We start from the raw sequence: 15,957 nt of genomic DNA, 5'->3' as shown, positions 1-15,957 counted from the left end.
AAAGGATTCACCATGCAAGGCACCCAAGCACCCAGCGCACCATCGCCAGCCGATCCCGGCTTCAAGCTGCCCGAGGAATCGGCCTCGCCCCAGGACACGCTGCCGCAGACCCAGCCGGAAACTGCCGGCCGTCCGGTCGAGGTCGTGCCCGGAACGACAACCGCGCCGGTGCCGGCCACCGACACCTCGACGCGCGACCTGGCCATCGGCGCGGCGGTGTTCGTGATCCTGCTGGTGGTGTACTTCTTCGTGCGCAACGCCTACGTGCACCACCTGGTGGTGCGGCGCGTCGCGCCCTCGTCGGCAGGCAGCGCCGGCTGGCTGCTGTTCGTCGGCCTGGCTTTTCTCTCGGCCGCCGCGGTCCTGGCCATCATCAACGCCAGCAAGTTCCTGACCTTCGCGGTCACCGGTCCCCTGGTGGCCGTGGGCCTCGTGGCGCTGGTCGCGGCCCTGTTCATCGGCCGCAGGTAACGCATCACTACGTATCCGAAAGACTGACATGGCAGATTTCCCCAACCCAGCAGCACTGAACGCCAAGGCCGAGCTCAAGGTCGACCTGCGCCCGACGCTGTTCATCGGCGCCGGCGGCACCGGCATGGAAGTGATGATGCGCATCCGGCGCCGCATCCTGTCGGCGGTCTGGAACCGGCACAATCCGACCCGGGTCGAGTCGATCGCCGACTTCCCGGTGGCGCGCTTCCTGCACTTCGACCTCGACAACAACGCGGTCATCGACGAGGGCAAGTCGCAGCGCACCGATCCCTGGTTCGAACTGGTGAAGCTGACCGACGAGGAGCGTTTGGTCGAGCCGCTCGACCTGCCGCAGTATCACGAGTCCGACGACAGCCTGGCGCGCTTTCCCCTGATCGAAAGCTGGATGCCGCTGCGTCCCAAAAAGCTGCGTTCGCTCGGCATCGATCCCTCGAAAGGGGCGGGCCAGATCCGCGCCCTGGCTCGGCTCTACCTCTACGACAAGTATCCCAAGCTGCGGGGGCGCATCAAGGGCGCGCTGAATTCCCTCGGCAGCAATGCCGGCATCGAGCGCAAGGAGAACTACCAGCGCCTCGGCCTGCAGGTCGACACCTCGAAGTTCCGCATCGTCGTCATCGCTTCCTGCGCCGGCGGCACCGGCGCCGGCAGCGTGCTGGACCTGGGCTGGCTGTCGAAGGCCATCGCCCGCCAGGAGGTGTCGGACAGCCAGGTCGACCTGGTGCTCCTGATGCCCGGCGGCTTCGCCAAGGCCAACAAGGAACGCACCGAGGCCAATGCCTACGCCACCCTGATGGAACTGGAGACGGCGATGCGCGACATGAACGCGCAGGTCCACTGGATGGACCCGGACAGTATCGTGGGCCGTGGTGCGCCTTTCGACGACGTGTACTTCGTCGACACCGCCAACCTCGCCAACAAGGCCACGCTCGACGTCAAGGACGTCTACCAGATGGTGGCCGACACCCTGTTCGAAGACTTCGCCTCGGCCGATTTCGCCAACCGCAAGCGCTCGGTGGCGGTCAACCAGCAGCAGCACAAGCTCGGCCCCTATAACCCGCGCGTGCCCGAGCAGCGCTTCGGCGACATGCGCCTGTCCTATTCCAAGGCCTACTCCGCCTTCGGGCAGGCCGTGCTCGACACCCAGCAGAGCCTGCGCGACGACATCCGCGCCTACGAGCTGGCCGGGCTGATGGTGAAGGCCTTTTTCGGCATCGTTGGTTCGGACGGCAGCGCCGGGAATGCGCGGCGCGCCGGCGATGCGGAGCGCGACAGCTTCATGCGCGAGCAGATGGACATGGCCGAGCGCCCCTTCGACATCTTCCCGGATTTCCGCAAGGGCACCGTGGACGTGACGCCTTTCCCGGAATATGCGCTCACCGGCACGCTCCTGCTCGACAAGGACGGACGCCTGCTGCTCGAACGCGTCGAGAGCAAGGTGCAGCTCGAGGTCGACCGCATCATGGCGTCCTACGACATCAAGCAGTGGCGCGAGAAGGTGGCCGAACTGCTGCCGCAGCTGGAACGCGACGCCATCCGCGAGGCCGGCGCCACCGCCGAGACCAGCGAAGACCGCATCAAGCGCCACACGGGCGAGGTCACTGCCCGCCAGAAGACCCGCGTGCGCGACCGCCTGTATGCCCTGCTGGACGACCGCAAGCAGGGTGGCCTGGAATTCGTGCTGTCGCTGCTGGAGCAAGTCAAGGCGCGCCTGTCCCAGCGCGACATCGCGAATGCCGAGCGCAACGGCCGGCGCTACCGCGACATCCGCGACGCGCTGCGCACGCGCCAGGTGGAAGAATCGCTGAACAACCTGTCGCAGGCCGCCGGCCGCCTGTTCGGCAAGGAGCCACAGGCGCGCGAGGTGATGAACCACCTCAAGCGCGACATCGCCGACTACCTGCGCTTCCACCTGCTGGCGGTCGCGGCAGGCCAATCGATCGAGGTGATGCGCAATATGTCGGCTTGGCTGGGCGAGCCGCAGGCGCCCGACGAGTACGGGAATGCCCAGTGGACCGGGGTCGCCGGCGAATTCCAGGAAGGCCGGCGGATGGTGGCGGCCATGCTGGCGGCCGCCGACCAGCGCATCAGCCAGCTGCGTGCCGACGCACGCCAGGAACACGCCACCTACATCAAGCTCGCCGGCGACACGCTGCCGCCACCGGTGCGCCTTACAGGCGACGTCAGTAGCTGGAGCGAGGAAGTGCTGCTGGAATTCGGCGGCTCCGCGCGCCTGTTCCCGCAGCTGGGCGACGAGCGCCTGCGCGCCGACCTGCTGCTCAAGCTGTTCCGCCGCGCCCAGTTGCAGCTGTCCACCCAGGAGCTGGAGCAGCCGGAACCGGTCGATCCGCTGCTGGAACGCTTGTCCGCCATGAGCCCGCAGGAGCGCCAGCGCGTGTTCGCCGAGTGGATCCGCAGCGCCATGCCGTGGGTGAACGCGCGCTTCTCGGCCGAGTTCACGCCGAATGCCGACCAGTTCAAGTGCTTCATCGGCGTCGGCGACGTGAGCGCCTGGCGCAAGATGGAGGCGGAGCTGCGCGCCGCCGTGCCCACCGGGTACTTCCACGGCGACCTGCTGTCGGTCGTCAACACGGGTATTTCCGGCAAGGCGGTGTGCTACATCGAGCTCTCGGGCTATCCGATGACGGTGCTGCGCGGCCTGCCGACCTGGCGCGCCTCGTACCAGATCGAGAACCCGAAGATCCCGACCCACCTGCATTTCGACGCCACGCGCTTCCGCCATCCGCTGTCGCCTTCGATGGATGAACTGAACCGCCTGGCCGACGACTATGAATGGTTCCTGCAGGCGATCGCGCTCGGCGTCATCCGCCGCAAGGCCGACCTGGGCGACCGCGAGGCCAGCTTCCAGCCGCGCGGCCAATACCTGTTCGAGGTCGAGCCGGGGTCGGGCGAGTGGCTCCAGATCGGCAACGAATACGCGATCCGCTCCAACGGCCTGCCGCCGTACTACCGCGACGGGGTGATCGGCGCGGTGCGCCACCGCCTGGCGAACGTGGGGCCGCACCAGCTGGTGCTGCTGGCGGCCCTGATGCGCTACTACCAGCTGCGCGTGTACGAGCCGCGTTTGGAGGTGGACGAGACCGGCGCCCAGTTGCCGTCGCCCTCGCTGCCGAACATCACCGCGCGGCGCCTGTACGACGGGTGGATCCGCCGCGCCGCCGCGCTCGACCCCACGTTGGCGCCGATCCAGATCGAGACCGCACTCAGCAGCATCCAGGGATGGACCGAAGCGGTGCCGGATTCCGCCAGCGATGCCTACAGCTGGGAAGTCGAGCGGCCGGTGGACAAGCGCGTGATCCTGCCGCAATACCTGCACAGCGATGCCCATGCGGCGGCAGTGCTGCAGGGGCGGGCTGCGGCATCGCCGGACCTGGCCAAGGCTGCGCCGGCCGTGCATGTCGCCGGGCAGGCGGACGGGCCACGCTTCAAGCTGTTCGTGCAGGGCGCCCAGCGTGGTCCGTACACGATCGATGACATCGCGGGCCAGGCCGCGCGCGGCGAGATCGACGGGTCGACGCGCGCCTGGAACATGGCCTGGAACCCCAGGCTGGACAAGTGGAGCACGGTGGGCGCGCTGCCGGAACTGGCGGCTGTGCTGCTTGACGCGATTCCCGACCCGGACGATGTCCCGGGCAGTGCCGGTGACGGTATTCCCGATCCCGAATGAAGGACGGCATGGTGCAAGACGACGCGGTCTACCGCTGCATCGGCCCGCACTGCGGGCGCCTGATGCCGAGGCGGGTGAACTTCTGTCCCTGGTGCGGCACGCCCCAGCAGGCCGTCCGGCCGGCGCCGGATCGTGCGCCGCCGGTACTGGTGAAACCGCCGGCGGAACCGCCACGCGCCGCGCCGGCGCCGGCAGCCGCAGCCGCAGCCGCGCCATTCGAGGCGGCACCGGCTCCGCCCACGCCCACGCCCGCGCCGACGCCGGCGCCGACGCCGGCGCCGTTCACGCCGCCGCCCCCGCACCCGACTACAGGGACGCAAGCGCAGCCGCAAGGCCAACGGCAGGGCCAGCCGCAAGCACAGCCGCAGCCGGGACGCGGCATTCCGCCGCCACCCGGCGTCGGCCGCGCTGCAGCAGGCCCGGCGCCGGCGCCGCCACCGCGGCGGGCGCCGCTCGGGCTGCGCTGGTGGATCGCCGCGCTGGTGGTGCTATGGCTGATCTGGATGACGGTGCGTCCCGAGGGCAGCCGCATCGAGCGGCGCATGGAGCGTGCGGTGGCGCTGGCCGTCGAGTGCAAGGCAAGGGAAGCGCAGGACGAGCTGATCGCCCTGCGCAATACCCGCGCCACGCCCGAGCAGCTGCGCCAGGTGCAGCAGTCGCTGAACAAGGCGGCCGCAGACTGCACGCGCGCCGAACAGCGCGCCAAGGCCTGGGAGGACGCCAGCGGCGCGATCAAGAAACTGCGGCGTGCACGCGCCTACGACAAGGCGCTGGCCAGGCTGGCCACGTTCACCAGGCGCTGGGGCGAGGATGACCGGACGCGCGCCCTCCGGCAGGAGATCATCGACGAGCGCGAGCATCCGCTGGCCGATCCCACGCGCAACGAGTGAGCATGCGCCCCGGGGGAGGCGCCAGCCACGCCAAGCGTCAGCCGCATTTTCCGGCGCGGGTGTATGCTGACCGGCAAGCAGACAGGTGGAGTCGAACATGAAAACGAGCATGTTGGGCACGCTGCTGCTGCTTGCCGCGCTGGCAGGCTGCAGCCGTGACGAAGAAGCGATGGGACCGGCGCAGCGTGCCGGCAAGGCGCTGGACGACGCCGGCGCAAAGGTTTCGCGCCAGGTGGACCAGGAACTGGCCAAGGTCGACCGCGCCGCCGACGAAGCGCGCGACAAGGTCGAGGACGCCACCCGGGATGCCAAGGGCGGCCTGAAGCGGGCCACCGAGGAAGTCGGCAGGAAGGTGGAAGACGTCGGCGAGAAGATCCAGGAAGTGGTGGATTGACTCGGCCCGGTGGATGTTGTGCCGGCCGTAGGGTGGCCGGCCCTCCCGGCTCGCGTTCAGCCTGGGGAATTATTGCAGAATTGCATATTCAAGACGCCCAGATCGGGGAATAATTGCAGTGGTGCATACTTGAATTGAACGTGCGGTCGACAGAGCGTACTCCCGTCCACCGGACCGGACCATGCCTACAAAACATCACGCGCTCGCGCGTAACTCCGGCTGGCTCCCCGCCACCATCGACATCCTGACCTGCCCCGCGCGCCAGGCCTGCTCGAGGTTCTGCTCGATCTCTTCCACGCACACCTGCGACGGGTCGCCGAAGCCCTGCACCCCATAGGCGCGGTTGCGCCCGTGCGACTTCGCCAGGTAGAGCGCCATGTCCACCAGGTTGACCGCGCGTTCCCATGGCAGTACCAGCCCGCCGCAGCACAGCGGGAAGGGTGCGAAGCCGATCGACACGTTCGCATGGAGGGTCTGGCCGCCGTGCGCGATCTTCACCGCCGAGATGCCGGCCAGGATGCGCTGCGCCACTTCGTCCAGCCCCGCGCGCGGGATCGCGGGCAGGAAGGCCAGGAACTCTTCGCCGCCCCAACGCACGATCATGTCGGTCTCGCGCAGGATCTCGCGCAGGCTGTTGGAAATCGCCGTCAGCACCGCATCGCCGGCCGCGTGGCCCCAGGTATCGTTGATGTGCTTGAAGTGGTCGACGTCCAGCAGGAAGAGTGCGCCGCAGTGCTCGCTGGCGGCGGCCTGCGGGTTCGGTTGTGGCATGCTGCGCATGTAGTCCAGGAAGTGGCGGCGGTTGTACAGCCCGGTCAGCGGGTCGCGTACGCTCTGCTGCTTGAGTTCCTTGTTCTTCTCGTGGAGCTTGGCGTTGGCCTGGCGCACCTTGCGGTAGAGCAGGCCGACCACGACCGAGGCCAGGGCGAACACGGCCGCCAGCAGCCACATCACGCGCTGCTGCAGGCGGTTGACTTCGTTCTCGCTGCGCAGCAGTTCGATCTGGCGCTGCTTCTTGTCGGTCTCGTATTTCTCCTGCAGGTCGAGCACGGCGCGCTGGCGGCGCTTTTCGAACAGCTCGTTCGAGATCTTGCGTTCGCGGTGGTAGGCGCGCAGGGCGCCCGGCAGGTCGCCGGCGCGTTCGAGCGCCTGGCCGTATTCCACCAGCACCGCCTGCAGCTCGGGCTGGTCGCCGAGGTTCTCATAAGCAGTCATGCCGGCTTCGATATGGCGCTTGCCGTCCGCGAGGCGGCCGAGGGCGAGATAGGCCTGGCCCAGGTTCAGGCGCGCAGTGGCCTCGAGCCCGGCGTCGTTCAGTGCGCGCGCCACGGTGATGGTCTCCTCGGCGTAGCGCGCGGCATTGCGGTAGTCGCGCAGCTTCAGGTAGCAGTCCGACAGGTTCACCAGCGTATAGGCCGCCATCGAGTCGGCGCCGATGCTGCGTTCGATCGCGAGGCTTTCCTGCAGCGCCTTCAGGCCGCGCCGGTACTGGCCGGTGTCGACAGCCAGGCCGTACTCGGCATGCTTCAGGGTCGACATGCGGCCCGGCGAATGCGCCTTTTCTACAGCTTCCAGGGCTTCGGCCAATGCTTCGAACCCCTTGTCGTACTCGCGCATTTGCGAGTACAGGCCGATCAGGGCATTGAGCGACATGACGATCTGGGTCGGGTCGCTGTGCCTGCGCGCCAGCGCCACCGCGGCCTGCAGGCGCTCGAGCGCCTTCGGGAAGTTGCCTTCCTCGGCAAAAGACTCGCCCGAGGAAATGGTCGCACGCACCTTCAGGTCGATGTCATCGGTGGTGTAGGCGAGCCGTTCGGCTTCCCAGATGAGACGGTGGGACTCCGCCAGCTGCGAGCGGCGGTAGGCCATGTAGCCCTTGCGCAACAAACCCTTGGCCAGGGCCACCGTGTTGTTGTGCGTGCGGCCAAGCGCCACCAGCTCGTCGGCGGCGGCGTTGGCAGCGTCGAGCTTGCCGAGGAGGTCGTAGCCATTGGCGAGCTGGTTGAGGAATTCGGCACGCTGCTCCAGCGGTGCCGCACGGCCTTCCTGCTCGATCGCGAGCAGCAGCGGCATGGCGCGCTCGGGCACGTACTTGTTGAGCTCTCGGATCTCCGCCAGCCGCTGCGCGAGCGGCGCCGACTTGTCCACTTCGGCGCCGGTAGCGGCGGACGAGGCCAGGCACAAGGCCGCGGCGAACACGAAGCTGCATGAGCGCGCCGGTGAGCGCGCCAGTGCGCGGGCTAGGGAAGGGAACATGGAGAGGTCTCGGAACACCGGCAGCACATGTGTTTGCGTTAAATCATTATATTCCTGTTACAAACAGGAAATTCGATTTCTGTTCAATTGTCACAAAAATGACACATATGTGTAGCAAATAAGACGAATTCGCATTTGGCATTCACCCCCTGTTTTCGACCGCTTGTCGCAAATGGCTGGAGCCGGCCGCATGCCTTTCCTATAGTCGAACGCAACAACAATTCGAAGGGGGAAAACATGCTGGAACTGCGCGCGGTAAGCAAACATTTCGGCAGGGACGCGAAGGGCGTGAAAGCGGTGAAGGCGGTGGAGGAGGTCTCGCTGTCCCTCGGCCAAGGCGTGGTCGGCCTGATCGGCCACAACGGCGCCGGCAAATCGACCCTGATGGGGATGATCGCCACCCTGATGCGTCCCAGCGCCGGCCAGATCCTGTTCGACGGCGCCGACATCGTAAAGAAGCCGGACGCGATCCGCCGCCGCCTCGGCTACCTGCCCCAGGATTTCGGCGTCTACCCGAACCTGAGCGCGCTCGAATTCATGCAGTACTTCGCGGCCCTCAAGGGTGTGCGCGACCACGCCCGCATCCGCCGCCTGCTCGAACTGGTCAACCTGCACGACCAGGCGCATAGGCCCGCAGCCTCGTTCTCGGGCGGCATGAAGCGCCGGCTCGGCATCGCCCAGGCCCTGCTGAACGACCCGGACATCCTGGTGGTCGACGAGCCCACGGCCGGGCTCGACCCGGAAGAGCGGCTGCGCTTTCGCAACCTGCTCTCGGAACTGGGCTTCGGCAAGCTGGTGCTCCTGTCGACCCATATCGTATCGGACGTGGAGAGCATCGCGACCGAGCTGGCGATCATGCGTTTCGGACGGCTGGTGGCGCACGAGACGCCGGACGCGGTGCTGCGGCGTGCCCGCGGGCAGGTCTGGGCCGCCAGCGTGCCGGAGGCGGACTACGCGGCGCTGCGCGAGCGCGTGCACGTGCTGCAGGCCCAGCGCCAGGAAGGCCGCATGCTGCTGCGCATTGCCCACCCCGAGCTGCCCTGCCCGGGGGCGGTGGATGCCGAACCGAGCCTGGAAGAAGCCCTGATGGCGCAGCGCTATGCGTTGCAGGCGGAGGCGGCATGAACCCGCATCCGCTGTTTCTGCTGGCAGCCAACGAAATACGCCTGCGCCTGCGCCGCCTGTCGACCCTGGTGGCGGTGCTGGCCGTGGTGGCGGTCACCTGGGCGATGATCAGCGATATCCGGACCGGCCGCACCCTGCTGGTGGTGAACGATGCGCGCGTGCTGTATACCAGCTCCGCGCTGGCGCTGGGCAGTGCCGCCATGGGCAGCCTGCTGTTCAGCCTTGCCGGCTTCTACCTGGCGCGCGGACGCACCGGCGAAGACCTGCGCAGCGGGATCGGCGGCGTGATCGGCGCAACACAGGCCAGCGATGCGCTGCTGGTAGCCAGCCGTTGGCTGGGCGCAGTCGGCTGGCTGGTACTGCTGCTCGGCGCCTTCATGCTGACCACCCTGGTATGCCACCTGCTGCGCGGCGAGGGCCCGGTGCAGCTCCTGGTCTACCTGCAGACCTATGGCTTGCTGCTGCTGCCGATGGCCTTCTTCTGCGCCAGTTGCGCCGTCCTGTGCGACAGCTGGAGCCCGCTCATGGGCAAGGCCGGCGACCTGCTGTATTTCGTCGTATGGGTTGGCATGATGTCGCTCGGCGCGGTGGTGGAGGAGGGCACCGCGGTGTCCTCACTGGCCCGGCTCGACTTCACCGGCCTGGCCCATGCCATCGACGCCCTGCGGGTCCAGGCCGGGACGCAGGCCCTGGGCATCGGCATGATGCATTTCGACGCAGCATTGCCTGCGCACACGCTGCCGCAGTGGATGTGGAGCGGGACCATGGTGCGCGAGCGCCTCCTGTGCGCGGTGCTGGCCCTGCTGCCGCTGCTGCCAGCCGTGTTGCTGTTCCACCGCTTTTCGCCGGACCATGTCAAGGCCGGCAAGGCGCGCCGGCGCCGTTCGCCCCTGGCCCTGCTCAACGGCTGGCTGCGTCCGCTGGCGGGCGCCGTGGCGCCGCTCATGCGGCTGGCCGCCGGCCTGCCGGGGCCTGGCGGACAGGTGCTGGCCGATACCGGGCTGGTGCTGATGTCGGCGCCCAGCGCGATCCTGGCGATTGCGGCCTGTTTCGTGGGCGGCCTGGTACTGCCGGCCGTGATCCTGCCTGGCCTGCTGGCCGGCGCGCTCGTGTTTTGGGGCATCCTGTGCAGCGAGAGCACCACGCGCGACACCAGTGCCGGCTGCGACGGCCTGAGCGCCGCCGTGCCGGGCGGGATCGGCGGCCGCTTCCTGCGCCAGTGGGCAGCCGTGCTGCTGCTCGGTCTCCTGTCCATGGGAACCATCGCGCTGCGCTGGAGCCTGGTAGACCCGGTGCGCGCCTTCGCACTGGTGGCCGGCCTGGTGGCGTTGTCCGGCTGCGCCGCCCTGTTCGGGCAACTGAGCTGTACGCCGCGCCTCTTCCTGGGCCTGTTCCTGTTCGGGTTCTACGTGATGATCCAAACCAAGGGCATGGCCATGATGGACGCGGTCGGTTTCCACGGCGACGCCAGCCTGCTATCGGCCGCCAGCTTCCTTGCGGCCGGGCTCGCGTCGGTGGCGGCCGGCATCGCGTGGAGCCGGCGCGGCTGAATCGTTCCTTTGCGAATGGTGCACTTGCGCCGGCGCGGACGGGCCTATACTGGCCCGATCTGTTTCGACGCGAGGGGAAAACGATGTGGAAGACACCGTGGTTCCGTTGGGGCGCCGTGCTCGGTTTTGCACTTGGCGGTTTTTTTGACGGCATCCTGCTGCACCAGATCCTCCAGTGGCACCACCTGCTCAGCCTGGTGCCCGGGACCGACGACCTGCGCTTCCAGGTGCTGTGGGATGGGTATTTCCACGCCTTGATGTACGCGATTGCCCTGGCGGGCCTGATCGGCCTGTGGCGCCTGCATCGCCGCGGCGCGGGCGAATGGGGCTGGCCGCTGGTGTCGGCGGTACTGATCGGCTTTGCCGTCTGGCAGTTCGTCGACGTCGGGGTCTTCCACTGGGTGTTGCGGATCCACCGCGTTCGCCTGGACAGCAATCCCCTGATGTGGGACCTGATCTGGGCCGTGGCCTTTGGCATCGTACCGCTCATCATCGGCTTGCGCCTGCGGAGCAAGCGCGGTGGACCCGGCATGAACAGTGCGGCGGCGATGGTGCTGCTCGGCGCCTTCACTTCCGGCGCCGGCGCCTGGGCCATGCTCCCGCCCGCCCAGAGCGAATTCGCGACCGTGGTGTTCGAGCCCGGCGCCAAGCCGCGCGAGGTGTTCGCGGCGCTCGACGCCCTCGATGCGCGCCTGGTCTGGAGCGACCGCGCGATGGGGGTGGTGGTGGTCGCGGTGCCCGAGGAGCGGCGCTGGCAGTTCTACCGTCATGGCGCCCTGCTGGTGAGCGGGGCGGGCGTGCCGGCCGCCTGCCTCAACTGGAGCCGGGCATGACGGGCAGTGCCTGACATGATCCTGGCAACACCAACGTTGCCAGCGCGAGTTGCTACCGATGATGCGCTTCCGTGAAATCGGCATCGGACTTGCATTGAGTAGCCTGCTTGCCGGCCTCGTGGTCCTGACTATTCCCCGGCCGCGGCCGGCCGGCACCGCCGCGCCCGTTCCGGCGCCCCCGGTGCCATCGGCCCGGGTTCCGGCGCCGATGCCGCTGGCACCGGCCGGACGGCCCCCTGCCAGGGGCGCGCAGCCGGACAGCACATGGCGTGAGATGCACGCGAAATTCGTGCATGCGCCGAACTTGCGCGTGTTCTTCTATGAGGCGATGCGCAAGCCCGGCAGCGGCGCCTATTTCTATGCGACGAACGTCCTCGAGACCTGCCGCCGCGCGCTGGAACAGACCTTGCCGGCGCTGCCGGCGCCACGCCGTGCCGCCGCCGAGGAACTGCAGCGCCGCTGCGATTTCACCCCCGAGGGCCTGGAAGACGCCGAGCGCGAGCTGGGGGCGGCGCGGCATCTCGACCTGGCCACCGATCCGCTGATGGGCAGCATGTTCGACTACCTGGCCGCCGATGGTCCGGAAGGCCGGGCGCGCATGCTGCTGGCGGCTTTCGAACAGGGCAATCCGGAGGTCATCGCCTCGCTGGTGGCGCCGGTCTTCCATGAACGCGTGCCGGTGCGCGACGAACAGGATTCGACCGCGCGCGGCGTTCCGTTCGGGGGCGCGCTGCTTGCGTGCCGCCTGGGCGCCGACTGCGGTCCGGGGGCGCCGCGCACCCTGGAACTGTGCATGCTGCTCGGCTGGTGCGCGGACAGCGTGCCGGCGGCCCTGCAGCAGGGACTGGGCGTGCATTTCGCGGCGCTCGACGGGTTGGCGAACCAGGTCGTGAACGAGATCCGGCGCCGCGACCCACGGCGCCTGGTGCCGGCGCCGCGCTAGAACCTGCCCGGAATGTAGGGTGTTCGGCTATGCCGAAAGGGCGTTCAGCGCCGGCATGCATGACGGCGGCGCTCGTGCTGGTTGGACGCGCGGTCGGCGAAGCGCGATCTGGTCCACCGGACCGTGATCTGGTCCACCGGACCAGATCACCCCCCCCTACAGCGCGATCTGCTGCAGCAGGTAGAGGCGCTGGTACAGGCCGCCCTCGATGCGCATCAGGTCTTCGTGCGAGCCGGCTTCGGTGATGCGGCCATGGTTCAGCACGATGATGCGGTCGGCGGCGCGGATGGTCGACAGCCGGTGCGCGATCGCGATGATGGTCACCTTGCCGCGCAGCTCCTCCAGTGCCTCCTGCACGATCTGCTCGGTGGCGCTGTCGATGCGCGAGGTGGCTTCGTCCAGCAGCAGGATGCGCGGCTCGCCCGCCAGCGCGCGTGCGATCGCCAGCAGCTGCTTCTGGCCCGAGGACAGGCGCGAGCCGCCTTCGCCCAGCTGGGTCTCGTAGCCCTGTTCCAGCGCCGCGATGAAGCCGTGCGCATGGGCGGCGCGCGCCGCTCCCTCGATGCGCTCCATCGGCAGGCCGCGGCCCATGTCGATGTTCTCGCGCGCGGTCGCGGCCAGGATGAACGGATCCTGCGGCACCAGGCCGACCTCGTTGCGGAAGCGCTCGTTGCCGATCGAGCCGAGGGGCAGGCCGCCGATCTCGATCGTGCCTTCGTCCGCCGTGTAGTAGCGCAGCAGCAGCGAGAGCAGGGTCGACTTGCCGCTGCCGGTGTGGCCGACGATGCCGAAGAAAGCACCCTGCGGGATGTCGAGCGACAGCTCGTGCAGGACGCGCTGGCCCGGTACGTAGGCGAAGTTCACGTCGCGCACGCGCACCGCCGGCGCCTTCGGGTCGAAGGCTGCCTCGTTGCCGACGCGCCCAAGCGCATGTTCGGCCGCTCCGGTCTCGTCGAGCAGGGTGGAGACGCGCGCGGTGGCGACCACCGCTTGCTGCAGGCCGCTGAACTGCATGGTGATCTGGATCAGTGGCTCGACCACCCGCGCGATATAGCTGATGAAGGCGTACAGCACGCCCACCTCCACCGCGTTCATCTGGCGCTGCCCGAAGCCGTAGATCACGATGGTCAGCAGCACCACGTTGAGCAGGTCGAGCGCCGGTCGCAGCAGGAAGGCATTGGCCTTCAGTTCGGCCAGGCGCGCCTTGCGGTGCGCCCGGTTGGTGTGCAGGAAGCGTTCGCCGAAGCGCCCCTGGGCGTTGCTGGCCTGCAGCACGCTCATGCCGCCGATCGATTCCGCCATCTGGCCGTTGATGTCGCTGCGCAGGGCGCGGGCGCGCGTGACGGCCGGCGCCGACAGGCGCTGGTAGAGCCAGACGATGCCGACCACCGCCGGCACCAGGGCCAGCACCACCAGCATCAAACGCCAGTCGAGCCAGGCCATCGCGATCATGGTGCCGACCAGCACGATGCTCGAGTCGAGCATCACGAACAGCACCTGGATGTAGAGGGTCTTGACCGCCTCGGTGTCGTTGGTCACGCGGCTCACCAATTGGCCGGTGATGGCGCGGTCGAAGAAGGCCATCGGCAGGCGCAGCACGTGGCCGTAGACCCACTCGCGCAGGCGCCGCACCGAGCGCATCGCCAGGCCGGACAGGCGGATCAGCTGCAGGTAGCGGATCCAGGACGAGGCCCAGCCGGTGACCACCAGGCCGCCGAGCAGCAGCGACATGCGGGTCCAGTCCAGGTTGCGGGTGAGCAGGTGGTCGTCGATCAGCGCCTTGCCGAGCAGGGGACCGAGCACTTCGAGGGCGGCGGCGATGACCAGCCAGAAGGTGGCCCGGACAAGGTGGCGGCGATCCGGTTCGGCAGCGCGGCGCAGCAGGCCCGCTGCCTGCGCAGTTTGCGCGCGCATGGGGACCCCGTTGGTATCACTCTGCATCGATGCTGGCCTCCAGTTGTTGGTAACGCCACTGGCTGGCATACCAGCCGTTCAGAAGCAGCAGCTCGTCGTGGGTGCCCGACTCCGTGACACGGCCCTCGCGCAGCACCACGATGCGGTCGGCGCCCGCCACGCTCGACAAGCGGTGGCTGGCGATGATCGCCGCGCGTTCCGGCCGGGCCGCACGCAGTTCGTTCAAATGTTCGAGGATGCGGGTCTCGGTGCCGGTGTCCACCGCCGACAGGGCGTCGTCGAGCAGCAGCAGGGAACTGTCGGCCAGCAGGGCGCGCGCGATGGCGACGCGCTGGCGCTGGCCGCCTGACAGGGTGATGCCCTTTTCGCCGACCGGCGTGTCGTAGCCCTGGGGGAAACGCAGGATGTCGTCGTGGATCGAGGCCATCTTCGCCGCTTCCTCGACCTCGGCACGCGAGGCGCCGGGGCGGGCGAGGGCGATGTTCTCGGCGATCGTGGCCGAGAACAGGAAGGATTCCTGCGGCACCCAGCTCATGGCCGCGCGCAGGGCATCGAGCCGGTAGGCCGCCAGCGAATGGCCGGCCCAGGCGACCGTGCCGCTTTGCGGCGTGGCCTGGCGCAGCAGCACCCGCAGCAGGGTCGACTTGCCGGCGCCGGTCGGGCCCACCAGGCCCAAGGTCTGGCCCGGCTCCACCCGCACCGCTACCCCGTCGAGGGCAGGGCGCTCGGCTTCCCCGTACGTGAAACTGACGCCATCGAGCACCAGTGCACCGCGCCCCACCTGGTCGAGGGTGCCCCTGTCTTCCACCGTGAGCGGCGCGTCCAGCAGGGGCTGCAGGCGCGCCAGGCCGGCGCGTCCGCGCTCGATCAGCGACAGTACCCAGCCGGCCGCGAACATCGGCCAGATCAGCTGGCCGAGGTACATCGAGAAGCTGGTAAGCGCGCCCACCGTCAGCTCGTCGTTCCAGACCAGGTAGCCGCCCAGGCCCAGGGTCAGGCCGGTGGCCGCGGTCAGGGTCAGGCCGACCGCCGGTTCATAGGCCGCTTCCCAGCGCTGCGCGTCGAGGCTGGCGTCGGCCGCCTTGCCGGCCAGTTCGCTGAATTGCGCGGCGCTGCGCCCTTCCAGGCCGAGGGCGCGCAGGGTGCGCACGCCGGACAGCGATTCCTGCACATGGTCGTTGAGCGCCGAAAAGCGCTTCAGCGCATCGGCTTCCGCCGTGTGCACCTGGCGCGAAATGCGCCAGAACGCGAAGGCCATCAGCGGGAAGGGCAGCAGGGCGATGGCCGCCAGGCGCGCGTCGACCCCGAGCGTCATCACGCCCAGCACCATCACCAGGGTCAGGGTGCCGTCGAAGCCGGCCAGCATCGCCTCGCCGGCAGCCATCTCGATGGCGTCGATGTCGTTGGTGGCCAGGGCCATCAGGTCGCCGGTGCGCTGGCGCTGGTAGAAGCCCGGTCCCTGCGCGGCCAGGCGCGCATACAGGCGCGTGCGCAGCTCGACGCCGAGGTTGTAGGCGGCCGAATACAGGCGGATGCGCCAGCCGACCCGCAGCACGTAGATGGCCAGGCCCAGTCCGAGCAGCTGGGCCAGTCCGAGCAGCAGCGCGTCCTGGTCGAGGCTTTGCGCCGCCAGGCCGTCGACCAGGGCGCCGACCTTGCGCGGGATCAAAACCGTGCAGGTGGCCACGCCGGCCAGCATGAAGGCCGACGAGACATAGGCATGCCAATGCCGGCGGACGAAGCCGCCGATCAGCCTTGCGAGACTCATGTTGTTCCTTGCAGATTGGTGCAGCCCGATTCCACCGCGCCTAACAAAATCCCCACGGCTGCGTTGCATCGTCTTGCCGTACAAGCGTACTGTCTGCGACGCTGCGC

At 68.6% G+C, this 15,957-nt stretch carries 11 protein-coding genes; 8 read left to right on the top strand and 3 right to left on the bottom strand.

The genetic code is table 11. The annotated features are described in order from the left end of the window. Positions 1–12: 12 nt before the first annotated feature. The 4 genes from MA09_RS02045 to MA09_RS02030 all read left to right on the top strand — a co-directional run bounded on the left by MA09_RS02045 (position 13) and on the right by MA09_RS02030 (position 5,461). Entirely contained in the window at positions 13–471 is a 459-nt protein-coding gene (locus MA09_RS02045) for a hypothetical protein (RefSeq protein WP_036244811.1), read from the top strand. A 28-nt stretch (positions 472–499) separates the two neighbouring features. After that, a complete protein-coding gene (locus tag MA09_RS02040) occupies positions 500–4,177 on the top strand; it encodes a tubulin-like doman-containing protein (protein ID WP_036244809.1) in 3,678 nt (1,225 codons plus the stop codon). An 8-nt stretch (positions 4,178–4,185) separates the two neighbouring features. Continuing rightward, on the top strand, positions 4,186–5,067 hold the full coding sequence (locus MA09_RS24990) for a zinc ribbon domain-containing protein (RefSeq protein WP_051933084.1): 882 nt from the start codon (positions 4,186–4,188) through the stop codon (positions 5,065–5,067). 97 nt (positions 5,068–5,164) lie between these two features. After that, a complete protein-coding gene (locus tag MA09_RS02030; RefSeq protein ID WP_229440518.1) occupies positions 5,165–5,461 on the top strand; it encodes a hypothetical protein in 297 nt (98 codons plus the stop codon). Positions 5,462–5,656: 195 nt separating this feature from the next. On the opposite strand, the gene MA09_RS02025 is transcribed toward MA09_RS02030, so the two are convergent. Next, positions 5,657–7,717, bottom strand: coding sequence for a diguanylate cyclase domain-containing protein (locus MA09_RS02025; protein WP_036244915.1), 2,061 nt, complete (start codon positions 7,715–7,717; stop codon positions 5,657–5,659). A gap of 237 nt (positions 7,718–7,954) precedes the next feature. On the opposite strand from MA09_RS02025, the gene MA09_RS02020 reads away from it, so the two are divergent. From MA09_RS02020 to MA09_RS02005, 4 genes are all read left to right on the top strand, one after another. Continuing rightward, positions 7,955–8,842, top strand: a complete 888-nt coding sequence (locus MA09_RS02020; RefSeq protein ID WP_036244803.1) for an ABC transporter ATP-binding protein — start codon at positions 7,955–7,957, stop codon at positions 8,840–8,842. Continuing rightward, positions 8,839–10,392: a hypothetical protein gene (locus MA09_RS02015; protein ID WP_036244801.1), complete on the top strand. Its 1,554-nt coding sequence runs from the start codon at positions 8,839–8,841 to the stop codon at positions 10,390–10,392. The genes MA09_RS02020 and MA09_RS02015 overlap by 4 nt, the downstream gene beginning before the upstream one ends. A gap of 83 nt (positions 10,393–10,475) precedes the next feature. Further along, a complete protein-coding gene (locus tag MA09_RS02010; protein ID WP_036244798.1) occupies positions 10,476–11,225 on the top strand; it encodes a DUF2243 domain-containing protein in 750 nt (249 codons plus the stop codon). Between the two features lie 94 nt (positions 11,226–11,319). After that, positions 11,320–12,168 (top strand): hypothetical protein, encoded by an 849-nt coding sequence (locus tag MA09_RS02005; RefSeq protein ID WP_152594525.1) that lies wholly within the window; start codon positions 11,320–11,322, stop codon positions 12,166–12,168. Between the two features lie 156 nt (positions 12,169–12,324). Here the strand turns inward: MA09_RS02005 and MA09_RS02000 are convergent, their stop codons facing one another. Beyond that, the gene (locus tag MA09_RS02000) at positions 12,325–14,082 is read right to left on the bottom strand and encodes an ABC transporter ATP-binding protein (protein ID WP_152594524.1); all 1,758 of its coding nucleotides are present in this window, start codon (positions 14,080–14,082) and stop codon (positions 12,325–12,327) included. A 16-nt stretch (positions 14,083–14,098) separates the two neighbouring features. Then, a complete protein-coding gene (locus tag MA09_RS01995; protein WP_036244792.1) occupies positions 14,099–15,850 on the bottom strand; it encodes an ABC transporter ATP-binding protein in 1,752 nt (583 codons plus the stop codon). Positions 15,851–15,957 lie beyond the last annotated feature (107 nt).

Origin of the sequence: Massilia sp. BSC265, assembly GCF_000740675.1 — a bacterium.
Classification (GTDB): domain Bacteria; phylum Pseudomonadota; class Gammaproteobacteria; order Burkholderiales; family Burkholderiaceae_D; genus Telluria.
The sequence above is the reverse complement of the archived record's forward strand: the minus strand, read 5'-3'. Positions and strand labels throughout refer to the sequence as shown.

Coding starts and splice junctions, on each gene's coding strand:
- MA09_RS02045 (WP_036244811.1), top strand. CDS start 13: ATGCAAGGCACCCAAGCACCCAGCGCACCATCGCCAGCCGATCCCGGC.
- MA09_RS02040 (WP_036244809.1), top strand. CDS start 500: ATGGCAGATTTCCCCAACCCAGCAGCACTGAACGCCAAGGCCGAGCTC.
- MA09_RS24990 (WP_051933084.1), top strand. CDS start 4,186: ATGGTGCAAGACGACGCGGTCTACCGCTGCATCGGCCCGCACTGCGGG.
- MA09_RS02030 (WP_229440518.1), top strand. CDS start 5,165: ATGAAAACGAGCATGTTGGGCACGCTGCTGCTGCTTGCCGCGCTGGCA.
- MA09_RS02025 (WP_036244915.1), bottom strand. CDS start 7,717: ATGTTCCCTTCCCTAGCCCGCGCACTGGCGCGCTCACCGGCGCGCTCA.
- MA09_RS02020 (WP_036244803.1), top strand. CDS start 7,955: ATGCTGGAACTGCGCGCGGTAAGCAAACATTTCGGCAGGGACGCGAAG.
- MA09_RS02015 (WP_036244801.1), top strand. CDS start 8,839: ATGAACCCGCATCCGCTGTTTCTGCTGGCAGCCAACGAAATACGCCTG.
- MA09_RS02010 (WP_036244798.1), top strand. CDS start 10,476: ATGTGGAAGACACCGTGGTTCCGTTGGGGCGCCGTGCTCGGTTTTGCA.
- MA09_RS02000 (WP_152594524.1), bottom strand. CDS start 14,082: ATGCGCGCGCAAACTGCGCAGGCAGCGGGCCTGCTGCGCCGCGCTGCC.
- MA09_RS01995 (WP_036244792.1), bottom strand. CDS start 15,850: ATGAGTCTCGCAAGGCTGATCGGCGGCTTCGTCCGCCGGCATTGGCAT.